Annotated in this window: 21 protein-coding genes; 10 read left to right on the forward strand and 11 right to left on the reverse strand. The window is 30.5% G+C overall.

Going from position 1 to position 16318, the window contains the following annotated elements; genetic code table 11:
* The first annotated feature begins 2 nt into the window (after positions 1-2).
* A complete protein-coding gene (locus DFR85_RS17640) occupies positions 3-728 on the forward strand; it encodes a DUF1614 domain-containing protein (protein WP_110271751.1) in 726 nt (241 codons plus the stop codon).
* Here DFR85_RS17640 and DFR85_RS17645 read toward each other — a convergent pair.
* Complete coding sequence (locus DFR85_RS17645; RefSeq protein WP_110269422.1) at positions 714-971, reverse strand: hypothetical protein; 258 nt, start codon at positions 969-971, stop codon at positions 714-716. The genes DFR85_RS17640 and DFR85_RS17645 overlap by 15 nt on opposite strands.
* Positions 972-1024: 53 nt before the next feature.
* On the opposite strand from DFR85_RS17645, the gene DFR85_RS17650 reads away from it, so the two are divergent.
* On the forward strand, positions 1025-1576 hold the full coding sequence (locus DFR85_RS17650; protein ID WP_110269423.1) for a thiamine-phosphate synthase family protein: 552 nt from the start codon (positions 1025-1027) through the stop codon (positions 1574-1576).
* Here DFR85_RS17650 and DFR85_RS17655 read toward each other — a convergent pair.
* Entirely contained in the window at positions 1559-2002 is a 444-nt protein-coding gene (locus DFR85_RS17655; RefSeq protein ID WP_246253056.1) for a PadR family transcriptional regulator, read from the reverse strand. The genes DFR85_RS17650 and DFR85_RS17655 overlap by 18 nt on opposite strands.
* A 216-nt stretch (positions 2003-2218) precedes the next feature.
* Between DFR85_RS17655 and DFR85_RS17660 the strand changes: the two genes are divergently transcribed.
* Positions 2219-3292 carry an NAD(P)/FAD-dependent oxidoreductase gene (locus tag DFR85_RS17660; RefSeq protein ID WP_110269425.1) on the forward strand — a complete coding sequence of 358 codons (1074 nt, stop codon included), beginning with the start codon at positions 2219-2221 and terminating at the stop codon, positions 3290-3292.
* A 41-nt stretch (positions 3293-3333) separates the two neighbouring features.
* Here the strand turns inward: DFR85_RS17660 and DFR85_RS17665 are convergent, their stop codons facing one another.
* Complete coding sequence (locus DFR85_RS17665) at positions 3334-3777, reverse strand: hypothetical protein (protein WP_246252971.1); 444 nt, start codon at positions 3775-3777, stop codon at positions 3334-3336.
* A complete protein-coding gene (locus tag DFR85_RS17670; protein WP_110269426.1) occupies positions 3774-4433 on the reverse strand; it encodes a ParA family protein in 660 nt (219 codons plus the stop codon). Before DFR85_RS17670 ends, DFR85_RS17665 begins: the two co-directional genes overlap by 4 nt.
* A 407-nt stretch (positions 4434-4840) precedes the next feature.
* Between DFR85_RS17670 and DFR85_RS17675 the strand changes: the two genes are divergently transcribed.
* From DFR85_RS17675 to DFR85_RS17685, 3 genes are read left to right on the forward strand one after another with little or no spacing between them, the layout of a single operon-like run.
* Complete coding sequence (locus DFR85_RS17675; protein WP_110269427.1) at positions 4841-5314, forward strand: hypothetical protein; 474 nt, start codon at positions 4841-4843, stop codon at positions 5312-5314.
* A gap of 31 nt (positions 5315-5345) precedes the next feature.
* The gene (locus DFR85_RS17680; RefSeq protein WP_110269428.1) at positions 5346-6269 is read left to right on the forward strand and encodes a VIT1/CCC1 transporter family protein; all 924 of its coding nucleotides are present in this window, start codon (positions 5346-5348) and stop codon (positions 6267-6269) included.
* 38 nt (positions 6270-6307) lie between these two features.
* Positions 6308-6778, forward strand: coding sequence for a PaREP1 family protein (locus DFR85_RS17685; RefSeq protein WP_110269429.1), 471 nt, complete (start codon positions 6308-6310; stop codon positions 6776-6778).
* Here DFR85_RS17685 and DFR85_RS17690 read toward each other — a convergent pair.
* The 3 genes from DFR85_RS17690 to DFR85_RS17700 form a co-directional block, all read right to left on the reverse strand.
* Positions 6775-7581, reverse strand: coding sequence for a hypothetical protein (locus DFR85_RS17690; protein ID WP_110269430.1), 807 nt, complete (start codon positions 7579-7581; stop codon positions 6775-6777). The genes DFR85_RS17685 and DFR85_RS17690 overlap by 4 nt on opposite strands.
* Before the next feature lie 61 nt (positions 7582-7642).
* Positions 7643-8356, reverse strand: coding sequence for a carbon-nitrogen hydrolase family protein (locus DFR85_RS17695; RefSeq protein ID WP_110269431.1), 714 nt, complete (start codon positions 8354-8356; stop codon positions 7643-7645).
* Positions 8353-9477 (reverse strand): CBS domain-containing protein, encoded by a 1125-nt coding sequence (locus DFR85_RS17700; RefSeq protein ID WP_110269432.1) that lies wholly within the window; start codon positions 9475-9477, stop codon positions 8353-8355. The genes DFR85_RS17695 and DFR85_RS17700 overlap by 4 nt, the downstream gene beginning before the upstream one ends.
* Before the next feature lie 59 nt (positions 9478-9536).
* On the opposite strand from DFR85_RS17700, the gene DFR85_RS17705 reads away from it, so the two are divergent.
* A complete protein-coding gene (locus DFR85_RS17705) occupies positions 9537-10589 on the forward strand; it encodes an acetoin utilization protein AcuC (protein WP_110269433.1) in 1053 nt (350 codons plus the stop codon).
* On the opposite strand, the gene purT is transcribed toward DFR85_RS17705, so the two are convergent.
* On the reverse strand, positions 10578-11765 hold the full coding sequence (gene purT / locus DFR85_RS17710) for a formate-dependent phosphoribosylglycinamide formyltransferase (protein ID WP_110269434.1): 1188 nt from the start codon (positions 11763-11765) through the stop codon (positions 10578-10580). The genes DFR85_RS17705 and purT overlap by 12 nt on opposite strands.
* A gap of 52 nt (positions 11766-11817) precedes the next feature.
* On the reverse strand, positions 11818-12414 hold the full coding sequence (locus DFR85_RS17715) for a hypothetical protein (RefSeq protein WP_110269435.1): 597 nt from the start codon (positions 12412-12414) through the stop codon (positions 11818-11820).
* Positions 12415-12447: 33 nt separating this feature from the next.
* On the opposite strand from DFR85_RS17715, the gene DFR85_RS17720 reads away from it, so the two are divergent.
* Positions 12448-13098: a phosphatidate cytidylyltransferase gene (locus DFR85_RS17720; RefSeq protein WP_110269436.1), complete on the forward strand. Its 651-nt coding sequence runs from the start codon at positions 12448-12450 to the stop codon at positions 13096-13098.
* On the opposite strand, the gene DFR85_RS17725 is transcribed toward DFR85_RS17720, so the two are convergent.
* Positions 13066-13701, reverse strand: coding sequence for a hypothetical protein (locus tag DFR85_RS17725; RefSeq protein WP_110269437.1), 636 nt, complete (start codon positions 13699-13701; stop codon positions 13066-13068). The genes DFR85_RS17720 and DFR85_RS17725 overlap by 33 nt on opposite strands.
* A gap of 100 nt (positions 13702-13801) precedes the next feature.
* Between DFR85_RS17725 and DFR85_RS17730 the strand changes: the two genes are divergently transcribed.
* Positions 13802-14239 (forward strand): hypothetical protein, encoded by a 438-nt coding sequence (locus DFR85_RS17730; RefSeq protein ID WP_110269438.1) that lies wholly within the window; start codon positions 13802-13804, stop codon positions 14237-14239.
* Here the strand turns inward: DFR85_RS17730 and DFR85_RS17735 are convergent.
* Positions 14227-15216 (reverse strand): FAD-dependent oxidoreductase, encoded by a 990-nt coding sequence (locus DFR85_RS17735; RefSeq protein WP_246252972.1) that lies wholly within the window; start codon positions 15214-15216, stop codon positions 14227-14229. The two genes, DFR85_RS17730 and DFR85_RS17735, sit on opposite strands and share 13 nt — an antisense overlap.
* 415 nt (positions 15217-15631) lie before the next feature.
* Here DFR85_RS17735 and DFR85_RS17740 point away from each other — a divergent pair, with 415 nt between their 5' ends.
* The gene (locus tag DFR85_RS17740) at positions 15632-16282 is read left to right on the forward strand and encodes a hypothetical protein (protein ID WP_246252973.1); all 651 of its coding nucleotides are present in this window, start codon (positions 15632-15634) and stop codon (positions 16280-16282) included.
* Positions 16283-16318 lie beyond the last annotated feature (36 nt).

Below are 16318 nucleotides of genomic sequence, written 5' to 3' on the forward strand. Positions count from 1 at the left end.
TCTTGAAGAGGATAGTTATATTTTCTCCATTTAGAGGAATGTTATTGCCAGTTTATATTTTGCTTGGATTACTTTTAATGGTAGTAGCACTAGGTTATTTTAAGGATTTATTAGTATTCGTGGGTATTAGTAAAAAACTGAGCTATTTTTTTGCATTTGAGTTATCTTTTTTAAGTCTAGCGTTAAGTCCAGTAAATGTGGTGCTCAAAGAAGTTAGAAAGAAAGATCTTTCTCAGTCTTATGATGTTGTGTATGTTTTTGGTATACCATTTTATGTACCTAAACTTTCTCTTTCATATACTACTACGCTGATAGCTTTTAATATTGGTGGGGCTATAATTCCCGTATTATTATCTTTAACTTTATTGTTTTATCTTGTTTCTAAAATTTTTCTTATTTTAATAAATATAATTCTAATAACGATAATATCTAAATATTTTTCAAAAGTTATTCCAGGTGTAGGGGTAGTGATGCATCCTCTTATACCTCCAATATTTTCCACTATAATCAGTTACATTCTATTTTTGCATCAGCCTATTCTAGTTCCAGTCTCTGCATATATAGGTAGTGTATTCGGAACACTAATAGGTGCAGATTTACTTAATCTAAGGAAAATTATTGAAGCTAGTCCACAGATAGTTAGTATTGGAGGAATGGGTAGTTTTGACGGAATATTTTTATCTGGATTATTTAGTGTTGTATTCGGAGAATTACTAATATCTATATGATATTCTACCCTTCTTATATATCTTAATGAGAGCTACCGCTTCTCCTTGTTCTTTAAATTTTACCATAACTTTTCCTCCAGTAAATTGCCCAATTAAGTATTGTATATTACCTTCGGAATAACTATCGTAATCAAGTAGCTCTCCTAAGTTGAATTTATTTCCTATTCTGTCTAGAATGAAGAGTTCATAGTCTTCAGAGCTTATAGACCTAGGAGGGGTAGTAAAAACATATATCTTTCTCATAATTAATGATTAATACCATTATAGCTTAAATCGTTTACGTAAAAATAGATAGTATGGTTGAACAAACGGAAAGAGATCAAGTTTTGTTAAAGTTAAAAGAAGCCGCAGATTATTTTGTATCCAATCCTAAATCTTACTTGCTAATTCCAGAAATAAGAGTGAATATAGTATATGCATTACCTGACGCTAAAGATGAAAAAGACGTTGCAGCTATTCCTGGCAGAATAACTTCGGCTTTTAGTAGAGCAATATATTGTATGCCACCAGCTTTTGGCGCTTCAGATCATGTAGCTAGGGTTGTGCTAACTGCAATGAAGTATAATAAAGATAGAAGGAGTGCTATAGATATAAGATATTATGATAATATAGTAAAAAAATTAGATGATGTGTATATATTCGATAGAAGACAGGAGCCTCTAGAGTCTAGAGAAAAGGAAGGACATACTATGAACTTTATGGTAGATACAGCTTTTCGTAAAAAAGGCCAGATCCCCACTTATATAGTAGATCTAGGAGATATCGGTAAAGAACCTACAATATTTATACTAGGTAATGATCCATTGAGTGTAGTAAAGAAGTCTCTAGAACTACTTTCGTTCATTTAGCCTATTTTCTATTTCCTTCTTACAATTGTTTAATATTTCTGAGATTTCCTTATATTTTTCTTCATCTAGAATATCTTTATAATTATAAAGGAAAAATCCTAAATTTATTAGTTCTGAAACTAATCTTCTATATTCGCTATGAGTAGCGAAGAAAGTATTTACTTTTTCTTTTATCCTCAAATATTCTTTTTTGCCATCTTCAGTTATATAGTAAATTTTTTTGGAGTCTTTTTCTTCAACTCCTATAAGATTTTGAGACATAAGACCTTTTAATACTGGATACAAGGAACCTGGACTTGGTTTATAGATGCCACCGAATTTTTTCTCGATAGTCTTCATTATTTCATATGCATGCATTGGTTTTTCATTTAAACATTCCAGGATTAGTAGTTTTAATTTGCCTTTCTTTAGCCTCTCTAAGTTCATTCTCACATTATAAAATACTTCTGAAGTGTATAATATGTTTAGTTAGTCAGTGTGTAATTCTTATTTCCTACTAAATTTTCTATAACAGTGTTTATTTTATATTATAATCTAGTCCTCAAAGTATGTTAACTTGATTATTTAGATTATATTTTTCTATAAATTAAAATAAAAATCATTTAGTGTAACCCTTAAATAGTGAAAAACCAAAAATTGCATATGGCAAAAGTTGTAGTGATAGGAGGAGGAAATGCTGGTAGTATAGTTGCCAATAGACTTCAGAATAAGGGAATTGATGTAACTGTAATAGAACCATCGGATTTACATCTTTATCAGCCTGGAATAATAGATGTAGCTTTTGGTGAAGAAAGAGAAGAAGAAATAATTAGGCCAGTAAATCAAATTATTAAATCTAATATAATAAAAGATAAAGCCACTAAAGTCGATATAGAAAATCATAGCGTATATACTAGTAGAGGTCTAAAAATAGAATATGATTATTTAGTTATAGCCGCTGGAGCAGAAAATAAAAAAATAGAGGGATTTCCTCAATGGCACTCAATAGATGGTATAGGAGGGTTAAAAGAACAAATAAATAAATTTGATGGTAAAAAAATTGTAGTAGGTTACTCTGGAGTGATAAAATGTCCAGCTGCACCTTTTGAGTTTGCATTTTTTTTAAAACAAAAATTCCCAAAAGCAGAAGTAACGTTAGTTAATCCAGTTTCTCAGCCACCAGATATTCAGAAACCTATGGCAGAACTATTAGGGAAAAGAAGTAAGGAATTAGGAATTAATGTAATAAGAGGCTTTAAAATAAAAGATATAGATAAAGACTCTAAGATAATTTACTCTGAAGATGGCCAAAATGTTTCATACGATATGGCACTCTTGGACACTCCAATAAGGGCAGGACAAGAATTTGAGAACCTAACGGATAAAACTGGATTTATTCCTGTAGATAAATACACGTTAAAATATAAGGACTATGATAATGTGTTTGCAGTAGGGGATATTACAAATATAATGACCCCACCAAAAACTGGTGCTATAGCACACTTTGGAGCAAAAATTATTGCAGATAACATTTATGCTGATGTAAATGGCTATGAAAAGAAAAAATTCGATGGATCTATATTTTGTGCTGTATATGGAGGTTTTGGAAAAGGCTTACTAATACGTACGAATTATGAAAAGAGTTATGCTGCTGGTCCATTTTCAATTTTCTATATAGTAAAGAAGAGTTTTATAAGGCTATATTGGAATACGTTGACTGGAAACTTTATAATATAGACTATACAAAACTTTTTTACATAATACCTTGAAGGGAGATATTACCTATTTTTCTTTTCTTCTGAAACTTTTTCAGCTATTTTAAAAAGTTCTGGATATATCTGTTTTAGCCCTAATTCTAGAGCTTCTTTAGCTACCTTGCTCATTCTAAATCCAGGTTTAGTATTGTATAAGTATTGCAATACGAGGAAAGCAGGATAACTCCATACACCTATCTTTGGATCTTTATCTAGAAACTTCTCCATAGAGTCTTCTATTGGATCCCTAGATTCTTTAGTATTGTTTCTAGTGTCTTCTTTTACTATTATTCTTTCTTCTCTCTTCTCTTCATTTTCTTGACTATTTTTTGCATATTCTAGAGTATTCTCTTTCTTCTCTGTATTGTTCTTCTCTATACTATTCTGTGCATCTTCTTTCTTCTCTCTCTTCTCTTCATTATTCTCTATAGATTTTTTCCTATTCAGTAAAAAGTCTAGTTCGCTCACTCTAGAGTCACCTTTGCTAACTCTTCAAAGTACTTTGATATTTTCAGTCTCTTCGTTCTAATCTCTTCATACCTAGACGCTGGAACTCCTAGTCTAGATGCATCAATAAATAGTCTAGACTGAGGAACTGCTATGTTAACAAATTTAACGTTCTTAAGATCTAGGTTGGTTGCCTTCTTTGAGAAATTAGTGTAAGCTATAGCTATTTTTCCTATACTTTGTAGTCTAGAATCTAGATTTTTTATTGCCTCGAGTGCTAATGGTTGTGGAGCTACTGGTGAAATAATCTTATCTGCTGCTAACATGGAAGATACTGCTAACGTGCCTAAATTAGGCGGTGTATCTATAACTAAGATATCAAAATTTTTAGATATCTCTTTTATTATATTCACTATTTCATTTATATCTCCATTGAGTTCTAACTTAAGTAATCCTAAATGTGCTGGAAACACTTCTACATTAAAGATATTAACGCTCTTACTTCCTAAAGGTAACTCTTTTCTTTCTCTCTTCATACCGAAAGATGTCGTTGTTCCCCCTTCAGGATCTATATCTAATAACCCAACATTTTTAGTCTTAGAAACTACGTAAGCTAAATTGACAGAAGTAGTTGTCTTTCCTACACCTCCCTTTTGGTTAATAACCGTTATTATCATGTCTAGAGTATTCGTGCTAGACAAATTAAAGGATAAAACCTTGTAATACGATAAAAAAGTAGAGTGTATCAAATTATAAGTGTAAATAAGAGCTTATTACTTAATCTAGCTTACATTATTTTATGTAGAAATTTTAGACAGTAATCCAGAGTATACACTGTATACTCTGTATTAGAAACTTAATACATCTTATTTAAGGAGAATTAGGAGGCACAATGCTAAAAAAGCTTCAGTAATGTATGATTTTACTCTTATGTCTTTTTATAATTCTGCTCTAATTTTAGATAAATGTAATTAAACACTATTTTAATATGAGTTTTTAAAGATATTATTTTTATTGAAATAAAATTTTAAGCGAACCTTTAAGCTAAGCATAAAAATTTATTTTAAGAAACTTTATCTATATTATGTCTGTAGAGGAATATTTTCTTAAATATAACAATGAAAAAGTGTTTGTTATTTTGCTAGGCAGTAATTCTTCTAGGTCATATTTTTACTATCCCAAGGGCGATGCGTTATTTATAGTTAATGATCATATTGAATTGAAGGAGATAGATCAAATAATAGGTTCTTCATTAGCAGGAATGAAGCTTTCGAATCCTACAGATAGTTGGGATAAGATAAAATCTAGAGAAGTCAAATGGTATATTTTAGGGAAGGAAATTATTTCTGATAATATATATATAGTTCTTGAATCAGAAGATCAATTTAAATTAATTGAAAATGCGTCTCCAAATAGGTTAAAATATTATGTTTTACATGATCAAAATCCTTTTGATTATAAGGATTGGTGTTGTGTTTTAATTGCGTCTACTAAGGATATAGAAGTACCAAGCACATTCAAAAAAATAAGTATAAGGGAAATTTTAAGTAACTCTTAAATAGTAGTTACTATAAATTAGTAGTGATAACATGGATAAGTTAGTAGAAGAGAATTATTTAGACGAAGTTTTTGGCTATCAATTGTATAGTAACTTAGCCATCAAAGAGAATAATCCGAAAGTAAGGGAGATTTTGGAAGAACTTGCAGAAGGAGAAAAGAGGCATTCAGAATTCTGGAGAATGATAGCTTCTAAGAAAAATGTTTCATTAAAGTCGCTTACTTTTTGGCTAAAGTTTAAATTATTACTATTATTATTTTTGAGGAAAATTATTGGAATAGCTTTAACTTTAAAAATAGCCGAATATGGAGAAATTTCTGATGCTGAAAAATATGACAAGTTATCTAGAATGGACATTTTCTCCGATACCGAGAAAGAGGAAATAAATAAAATTAAAATGGAAGAACTTTATCATGAGGATTTACTAGTACAAACACAAATTAATATAGATAAGATTAGAGATGCAATATATGCTATAAGTGATGGGCTTATAGAAGTTTTAGCTGGAGTTTCTGGACTTTCAGGAGTTTTTAATACTCCTATTCTCGTAGCTCTAGGAGGTTTAATTATAGGCATTTCAGGAACAATTTCTATGTCTATAGGGGCTTACCTATCTTCTCAATCTGAAACAGATATAGAGAAAAGTTCTCTAAGGAAACTAGGTAAAACATCTCAAGATTCCCAAAAACCTAAGGAAAGTGTTACTACTACAGCAGTATCTTATATTATAGGTGCTCTTATTCCAGTTTTGCCATTCTTGATCGGATTATCTGGTATAGTAGGTATTATAGTAGCATATGCTGCAACAGGATTGGCAACTTTTGTTGTGGGAAATATTATAGGCTTATTGAGTAATGTAAACCCGACAAAGAAAGGTTTGCAAATGACTGTTTTAGCAATAGCTGCAGCTCTAGTGACGCATGCTATAGGAAGTTTATTCCACATTATAGAATAAAAGATAATATTTTTACTTCTTAAATATAAGTCTAATTAATGAAAAATGTTAAAATACCTGAAGTTATTTATTCTATCTTGCTTCAGAAAGCAAATGATGAGAGGAAAAATCTTGAGGACGTAATAGTCGATCTACTAATATCTTCTTTAAATGGTGACAAATCTAGACTATATACTCAGCTTTCTAGAGAGTACCTTCAATTGGCTACGAAATTAGAAAAAGAAGGTAAACTAAGTGAATCTGGAGAAGCATATTGGAAGTCTTTATCTTATATCTTAAGGAAAATAGGTAGTGAACTTAAAATGGATATAGAGAATTATCATGACTATTTTTCATTAATTGAATATTTATCATATAGAACGGACAATAAGGAGCTAATAGTAGATTTCTTAAATAGCGAGAAACTCCATGGTGAATTTCATCCAAGATCACAGAATGTAGAAGAATTTAAAATTAGAGTAAATCATCTTAAAAATCTTTTAAATATATTAGAAAATATTAATATTTAAATTGGCATTTTGTTCAATATTCCGTCTATAATATTTTCTTGAATAATAGTTTTTTTCTTAAAATCGTAATATATTGACGCTTTAGTAGTAGAGTCTAGAGTATTTCCTTTTATAACCTCGTTAGAGTCAACCTTTCCTGAAAGTATTTCATAGCTTAGACTTTCGTTATTCTTTTTAATTATAACCTTATTTTCTAGAAGCTTCACATTCATGGCTATTATAGAAGGAATAAGGAAAGTATCTAATGTAGGAGTTAGGTTTATTATAACCTTATCGGCCTCAACAACTTTATCTACAGATTTGGATTCCATAAATATACTTCTTTTCTTCTCTATATTTACTATTTTACCATTCTCAAATGTAACTAATACATCATCTTCACCTTGTTTTGATATTGCCTCATTTAATGAAGAATAAGAAGGATATGGCATAAATATGAATCTAAAGGTTCCTTTATTTACTATAGCTTTAGCAGGTACTAGATTGTTTTCTACAAATGTTATTTCGCTCTCTTCACTTATTGGAATAGCATAGTATGGAAATTCTATTATATCTTCTCTTTTAGCGTTATCTAATACTTCTTCGGCTTTTTTTATAAAAATGGATCTATCATATCCATACTGTTTAAAAATATTTTTTAGAATTGGCTCAAGATCTTTGACTAGGGAAGTTAATAAGTTATCTTCTAGGTAGAAGGATAATATAGGTACTAAGTGATTTTCTTCGCAATATTTTTTAGCTATATCTATTATTTTTGTAATAGCCGTATTCTTAGCTAACTTTGAAAGAGAACTTGCTTCCATTCATAAAATACTTTGTAAAAGAGTTAATAAAACGAGCTTGTAAAACGCTATACTATATTAATTAAATTTCTTCTACCGATGTATCAGATATTTCTTTCAATCTTTCTAATCTTAAGTGAAAATATGATAATGGATCTATATCTGCGATTGCATATCCATCTTCTTCACCTAATTCCGCAACAGTCAAAGTATCTACTAATTCCCCCTTTTTAATAGGTGTTAGAGCAAAGCTATTTCCTACATAATTAGGAGGATCTAATGCATTTGCGTTTACTATAGCTATTCTATTCTCTAGAGAGCGTATTTTTATATAATCTTTCCATATTTTTAATCCTTCTGTCGTTATTTTTGATGGAACTAGTAATATTTCTACGCCTTTTCTAAACATATTTCTAATCGTTTCAGGAAAATCTATATCATAACAAATTGATATGCCAAATTTTATTCCAGAATAAGTAAAAATAATTGATTTATCTCCTGGTAATAATCTTTCTTTTTCTTTCCCAAAAAGATGTAATTTTTTTGCTATACCTCTTACTTTTCCTGAATTATCAATTATAGGAGCGATTACAGAGACTCCGTCTTCTATAGCACCAGGGATAATATATGCAGTGTACTTTAGTGCTAGTCTCTGAAAATCGGATAATGGTATCTCATCCAGTGTTTTTACCCATTTTTCTGGTAATAATACAAGTTGAGCCCCTTTACTAAGTACAGTTTCTGTAAGTTCTATAGCGCTTTTAACGTTGCTAGGTTGTACTATACCTATTTTCAATCTTCCTCTCTCTTGAATCCTTTCTTATTCTCTATGCGTTTTAATTTTCTTATCAGCCTTTCCTCTACTTTTTCTACAGCTTTTTTAACAGCTACAATTGGATCCCAATCTGTTTCATTAGCTATGAAGTTACCTATTTTGGTTGAGGCATTAACGGTAACTTTGTATATCGTTTTATCCTGACTATTAGCTTCTTCCTTAAAAGATACTCTAAAGTTAATAATATCAGTTAATTTGTCAAGTTTGCTTAGATATCTTTCTAGAACTCCGTCAATCTCAGCCTTTATTTCCTCTTTTTTCAAATCTGAAGTTAGTTTTGCTTCTAAAGGTAGGGTAAGCTGATATTTAGATTGCAATGAGCTAATTATATCTATTCCGCTTAAGACTCCAGCTATATAATCTCCTTCTAATATTGGTAGGCCAGAAATCTTATTTTTCAATATTTTTTCAGTAACCTTGATTAGAGATTCATTTCCGTTTGCAGTGATTACAGGCGAAACCATAATCTCTTTTACGGGCATAGCCATTATTCTTTCTTCTTCAGTTAAAATTGATTCCTTTTTCTTTTCACCAACAGAGTATAATATGTTTACAATATCTCTAGATGTAACTATTCCTTCTAGCTTCTTTTCTGCTAATAATGGTAACCTAGTAACATTATTTTTTACCATTTCCCATCTAGCTCTAGCTACAGATTCTGATATATCTAGCGTAATAGGTGGAGAAGACATAAATTCTCTAGCCTTATTTTCTGGAATTTGTTTAGAATCTAGTAAATATTTTAATACCGTTTCTCTTGTTATTAGTCCAGTCAGTTCTCTTGATGAATTAACTAACGGAATAGCTCTAGCTTTACTTGTATAGAATTTAGCTACAACTTTTCCAAAATCATCGTTTTCAGCCAAGGATACCGTAGGAGAGGCTAGACTTAAAACTCTAGTCTCTAGACTTACTCTTCTTTTTAAAAGGTCTTTATCAGTAAGCATTGCTATAAGTTTCTTATCTTTTATAACTGGGACTACCCATTGATTTTCTTCCTTCATTTTATTAAGGATTTCACCTAGCTTGCTATTTATTGTAGCCACAACTTTAGGTTCTATGGCCAGGTCAGTTAGAGTCAAGTTCTCACGTGTAATATTTTATAATGAGAATTATTAAAAATATCTAATAGGAATAAGCTTTGCACAAGACAGCATTTGTTTGGGATGATAAATATCTATTATACTCATTTCCAGGTGAGCATCCATTTAAACCTCTTAGGGAGAGTATGGCAAAAAAATTAATGGAAGAAAGAGGTTTCTTTCACGAGATAGATTTAGTAAAACCATCAAGGATAGACGAAAATATACTACTTAAAGTTCATGATAAAAATTATGTAGATTTTGTAAAAGCTATGAGTGAAAAAGGTTCGGGTTATTTAGATTCTGGAGACACACCTGTATTTAAGGGAATTTTCGAAGCTGCTTTAATAAGAGTAGCAGGTACATTAAAAGCTTTGGAATTGTTAAATAGTTATGATCATGCGATTAATATAGGTGGAGGATTTCATCACGCTAAGAGAAACTCTGCAGAAGGATTTTGTGTTTTTAATGATGTAGCATTAGCAGCTAAAATAGCTGAAGAAAAATATGATAAAATAGCAATAGTAGATATAGATGGACATCATGGTGATGGAACACAAGAAATTTTATATGCAGATCCTAAAACCCTTAAAATCTCATTACATATGTATCATAGAAACTTTTTCCCTGGTAGTGGAAATATGGAAGAAATTGGAGAAGGTGATGGAAAAGGCTTGACGGTGAATATTCCATTACCTCCAGGTACTGCAGATGACGCGTATATTGAAGCATTTAACGAGATTGCTGTTAAAAAAATTCAGAAATTCTCGCCAAATCTCATTATCTTGGTAGAAGGAGGAGATTCTCATTTTGATGATCCTTTAGTTGAATTAAAATTGACAACTTTAGGTTATTTACAGATAGTAAAAGAAGTGCATAGACTAGCTCATGAATATTCTAATGGTAAATTATTACTTTTAGGAGTAGGAGGATATAACTATGACGCTACTGCGAGAATATGGACAGTTTCTACGGCAGAGATAGCTAACATAAAATCTCCAGACGTAGACGTTCTTAATGATTGCTGCTATACATCAAGTACTCCTTTTGTAATAAATAAAGTACATGATATAATAAATAAGTTAAAAGAAATTCATGGGTTAGTCAATTAAAATCATTGAAGACGCTTTTCTAGCTTTTTCTTTAGCTTCGTCTACGTTATTGCCTGTAGCTAACACTACTCCCATTCTTCTCTTTTCGTAGCTAGACGGTTTTCCAAAAAGTCTTATTTGAACTCCTGGAATTTTTAGAGCCTTATCTATATTGAGATATTTAGGAGCCCACTCTTCTTTTTGAGCCAAGATTACATGAGATGCTGCTGGACTCACTAATTTAACTTCTGGAGTAGGTAAGCCTAAAGCGCTTCGTATATGAACCTGAAATTCATTTATATCTTGACTAACTAGTGTTACTAACCCTGTATCATGAGGTCTTGGTGCTACTTCACTAAAAAGAACTCTATTCCCTGAAACTATAATTTCTACTCCATATATTCCTATTCCTCCTAAAGCGTCAACAACTCTTAATGCATAATCTTTTGACCTATTTAATATATCTTCATTTACATTAGCTGGTTGCCATGATTCTACATAGTAGTAACTAGGCCTTTTATGTTCTATAGCTGGGAAAGTATTCATAACAATTCCGCTATCATCTATATATCTATAAGTTAGGATAGTAAGTTCAGTATCTATTTTAACGTATTCCTCTACTATTACTCTTCTACTTTTTCCTCTAGCGTGAGAAATAGACTCTTTGAAAGCTCCTTCTACTTCTTCTTCATTGTTTATGAGAGCATGTCCATGTCCGCTTGAACTCATTTCTGGCTTTATTAAACATGGATATCCTATATCTTTACAAATTCTTTTTATTTCATCTGGACTTTCTGCAAATGCATAGTTAGTAGTTGGTACTTTTACTTTTTCTGCAGCTAATTGTCTTAAATCCATTCTATTCATACATATTTTAACCGCATTAGCATTGGGTATTATTCTAAATCCAGAATCTTCCAAATCAATTAACGCATCAGTATTTATAGCCTCTATTTCAGCTATTACTGCATCAGGATTTTCTCTTCTTACGACTGATTTTATTGCATCTTTATTCATCATGTCTATAACATATTTCTTATTAGCTACATGCATAGCTGGAGCCAAATCATATCTATCTACCGCAGTTACTTCTATTCCCATTCTTTGGGCTTCTACTGCCATTTCTTTACCTAGTTCCCCACTTCCTAACAATAGAACTTTATTACCACCTTCTAGAAGTGGTGTTCCTATCTGCATGAATGAAATAACTTGAATAAGTTAAAAAATATATATGCTTTCGAGTTTTTCTTTATTTGTTCAAGTAAAAATCTATACGTTTGGTTAGTCTTTCTATATCTAGAACGCAATTATTTACACATTGCCAAAATTTCGGCACTCTACAATTTCCAGAGAAAGGGATAGCTACAATACCATATTTAAAATAGCGCGAGTATGTTTCTATTTGATGATAATTATATTCCCCAACCTTTGCCTCTATAATCACCTTATTATTTACTAGAAAATCTGGTATATTGAAATTCCTAGAATTGGTTAATTTGCTCAAAGATTTAAAAATATTTGGATGTTTTACTATGTTATATTTGCCTTTTAGTCTTTCATAAATAAAATCCTCAAACGACGTGCCTAGTATCTGCAATAAACGTAGTCTACGCTCTTCCTCGGGATAAACAAGAGCAGGTAGAATATTTATTTTTTCTATTTTATTTATTTTTTCTATTAATTTGGCATCATCATTTGATAATAAAAATGAAACTTTATTTGTATCAATTTCTTCGCCATTTTTATACATAATTTTAACTAACTCTCCATCTACAAACGCTACTATATTACCTTTAGGATCATGGATAAGTTTCCCATCTTTTAGTGAAAAACTGAAAAGCCTCACCAGTTTTATAAGGTATGTCTATATTTAAAAAGTGTGATACTGACACTTACTGATGTTTTATGGGGCTCTCTATTAATAGTTTGGGTAGCAGTTGTTACACTTTATATTTCAAAAATATTTGCAAAAAAGTTCAACATATATGTTGCAAGGAAAGTTATTCATATGATGGGAGGTGGCGTTGTAGCAATTTTAAGCCCTTTTCTACTTTCTTCTCCTCTAATACCCATATTATCTGCATATCTACTAACAGTTTATTTATTAATTCATAGAAAAGAAGGAAAAATGTTATCGTGGTTTCAAGACAAACAGGATATTGGAGAGATTTATTTTACTTTTTCATTTGGAACAGTTTTGCTTTTGTCATGGATACTTCAGCCAACTTTTTGGTCTATAAATAGTAAATTCTTATATGTGGCTCTATTGCCTCTATTTTATATGTCATTTGGAGACGGTGTTACAGGAATAATAAGGAATTATGTATACAAAAAGCGTGTTAAGGGATTTTGGGGCTCATTAGGAATGCTTATCATTTCTTCTTCTTTAGGCTTTGTCTTTCTTTCTATTCCAGGTTTAATTTCAGGTATATTAGCTACATTTCTAGAAAGAATAAAGAAAATAGACGATAATCTAACTGTATCTTTAGTATCATTTCTATTTCTCTATATCGTTATAAAGTTTTTTTAATTTAAGAAATTCTTCCTGATTAAATATTTTTATTCTTAAGTCTGTGGTGTTTATAACTATTATACCATCTATCTTTGCTTCTTTTAATGAACTCAAATTGACATCCAAACTCTTGTGGTACTTTCTTATTAGAGACATTATTTCTCTTATTTCTTCTTCACTTCTTTCAAACGACGATTTTAAAAACATGTTAGGTACGGGAGGAATGTAGAAAGAAGGCACTGCTATAAAAAACTCTTTTGCTATATTGCTATACCTTGCTATTTTAAGTGCAGTTCTACTCCTTAGAAATTCTTCTTGGCTATTAGCAAAGTTTGGTGGGACAAATCCAGTTTCTACTTCTATCCCAATATCTATTCCTTTAATCCCGTAAACATCCATTATTTTTCCAGAATTTTCATATTCAACTGTAGTCCTAAATCCATTTTTTATCAAGAATGCTGCTGTTATTAACTCTAATGTTGAGTGCCCGGTATTTATGAAACCTAGCTTATGAAACTCGATAAGCTTATTGAAGATGTCCTCTATGTCTATTATACCGTAACGAGTTAATATCTTATTTTTTACATTTTGTAAATCTTTTATAAAGTTCCTATTTTTCATAATCCCACTCTCAGTGTGGGGAAACGCTCTTCACTGCTCAGAAAACCGTCACGTCATCACTGCTACATAATTTTAACATCTCTGGATTAAAACTATTTTTATGATAAGTTGGCTTCTTGGGTCTCAAGCTCCTCCTTGGTATTATTTAAGGGATATATTTTCAGATTATCGTAATGCAGGAATATATATAAATAATAAAAATGAAATAGAGATAATTAAAGTAAGTGATTTGGATGATTTTTTCATTCCTACATCTGTCCTATTACATGCAAAATACTTAAAAGAATTAAAACCTTATTATATAAAATTAGAAAAATATGTAGCCTTTCCTATTTTTGATATTAACGCTATAAAAATATTGATTCAAGGAAAAGGTTGGAGATCTATAGAATATTATTATTGTGACAATTTTATAGGTGGTTGGGTATTATATGATTGCACTAATTGTGAAGAGAAGCAAATGCTTCATCTTCAAGTTTCAAGAGACTTAGGTACTGAAGATCTTGTAAAAGCTCATCTAAAAATTTATAATTCATGAGCTTCTCTTCCTAATTCAAAGTTTTTTATCCCTCTAAATCTATCTAAGAGGTATTCCTTGTTTTCATAACCATTTTCTATCATATCTACAAGTAAAGACGCTATTCCAGGTCCTATTTCAGCTCCATATCCATTAAACCCACCTATATAAAACAGATTATCCAACAGTCGTCCATAAGCAGGTCTCATATCAGGGGTTCCTTCACAAAATTCACCAGAAGTATAAATATGTCTTAGATTACCTAGTCTTTCTTGAGCTTTTGTAATAACTTCCAATGGATTCACATTGATCTTAGTACCAGGTTTTGCTTCTATTGTTTTACCATCACCTACTATAGCAGTTTTTAATCCTATGCCAAGAAATGGTCTAGAATAGAACTCTTTCTCGTAATCATAAATAAAAATGTTATCCAGAATTTTATTCCTTGTAATTACTAATGATGCCCAGCAATAGTAACTTTTAGAAATTACGTTAAACAATAAATTATTCCATGGACCACTGGCTAAAATAAATATATCAGCATCTATTTTCTTATTATTTACAAGAACTTCCACGTTGTTACCCTTTTGTGATATAAAAGCCTTTTCTTTAACTATGGGTATAGAATCTATCATTCGTTTTACATAGACTAGTCTATCTCCATGTTCTGCTACTATTCCTTCAGTATTTAACCAGTCTATTTTATCTTTCTCAATTTTAACGCCAACTTGAGACCATAAATCTATTAGTTTTGCATCTATCTTCCCTATTGTGATTGATTTGAACTCCTTTAAAGGAATTTTATTTTCTATGTAAAAATCTAGACTTTTCTTAGCTATTATTACATCGCTGTCTTTTAAAAGCAATGAATGGATTAATGTCATAAATATTTTTCTAATTCTGGGATCTATCACAAATACTTCGTGATGTTTTTTCTTTAATTGAATATATAAGGAACTTCCTGCTATTCCTCCACCTATTATTACTATTTTCAACAAAACTCTTAGAATTGCTATATGTCTTATAAAATTATAGTTAATGGAAAGTTCAGATGATGATTCACTTGTATACACAAATATCCATAGAAATATTATAATTCAACTAATAAAATGTTTTAATAGAAGAATATTAATTTTCAAGATATTCTGCTAAAAATATCTAATAATTTTTACAATAATCATGAACACGAATATACTCGAAAACAAATTTCTTAATTATATTTAGAGAGATCAAGATATAGATGAATTATTAAACAAAACTTTGTCTGGGTGAAAGATAACGGTAACCGAAGGTTATTTTATAAAATATAAAGACGTTATATGGTCTGTAAAAGGATGCTTCCATCCTGACGGTTATGCGATAGCTGTTCCTAGATATTATAAGAACAAAAAAATTAAGAGAATGAAGGAATCTATGGATATTGTACAGCAGAAATTCCCATATTTATTAAAATATTATGACGAAATAGGATTTCGAGTTCCTGCAGTTCCATTAGATGAGAGTATTATATTAGATCCTTTTTCTTTTAATCCTTATGGAGTTCTTAGAGACTTTTCCTTATTTTTTAGGAACGTAGGAATAACAGGGAGTTATTTATATGAAGGAGATGGGAATGATATTGATTTATTGAGTTTTGATGAGAATAATTATAAAATATTAAGGCTATTAAGACAACAAGGAATTACTTCGCCTCTAGAGTCTATAAATTCAGAGGAAGTAGAAGGTTTAGACTCTAGAGACTTCCTAAATCTAAAGAAATTCAGAGTATTAGAAGGATTCTTTAAAGGGATTCCTTATACTTTTAAAATAGTGAGATGTGAAGATTTTGGAAAAGTAATGAAAATGGAAGAATTTAGTGGGACTCTAGAAATAAAAAATGCTATAAAACCCTATTCTATTCCAGTTAAATATTATACAGATAATTTCGTATTAACTAGTTTTAGAACAAGATATACAGAATTAGAAGAAGGGAAAAAAATTTTTGTAAAGGGAAAAGTACTGAGGAGAGATATATTTAATGATTTAGATTTAGACATAGCAGAGGAAGTTAAGATACTATCCTAGCGTATTAATAACTATTATTAAGCATTATTAGAATCT

Origin of the sequence: Acidianus brierleyi, assembly GCF_003201835.2 — an archaeon.
In the GTDB taxonomy this organism is placed as follows: Archaea; Thermoproteota; Thermoprotei_A; order Sulfolobales; family Sulfolobaceae; genus Aramenus; species Aramenus brierleyi.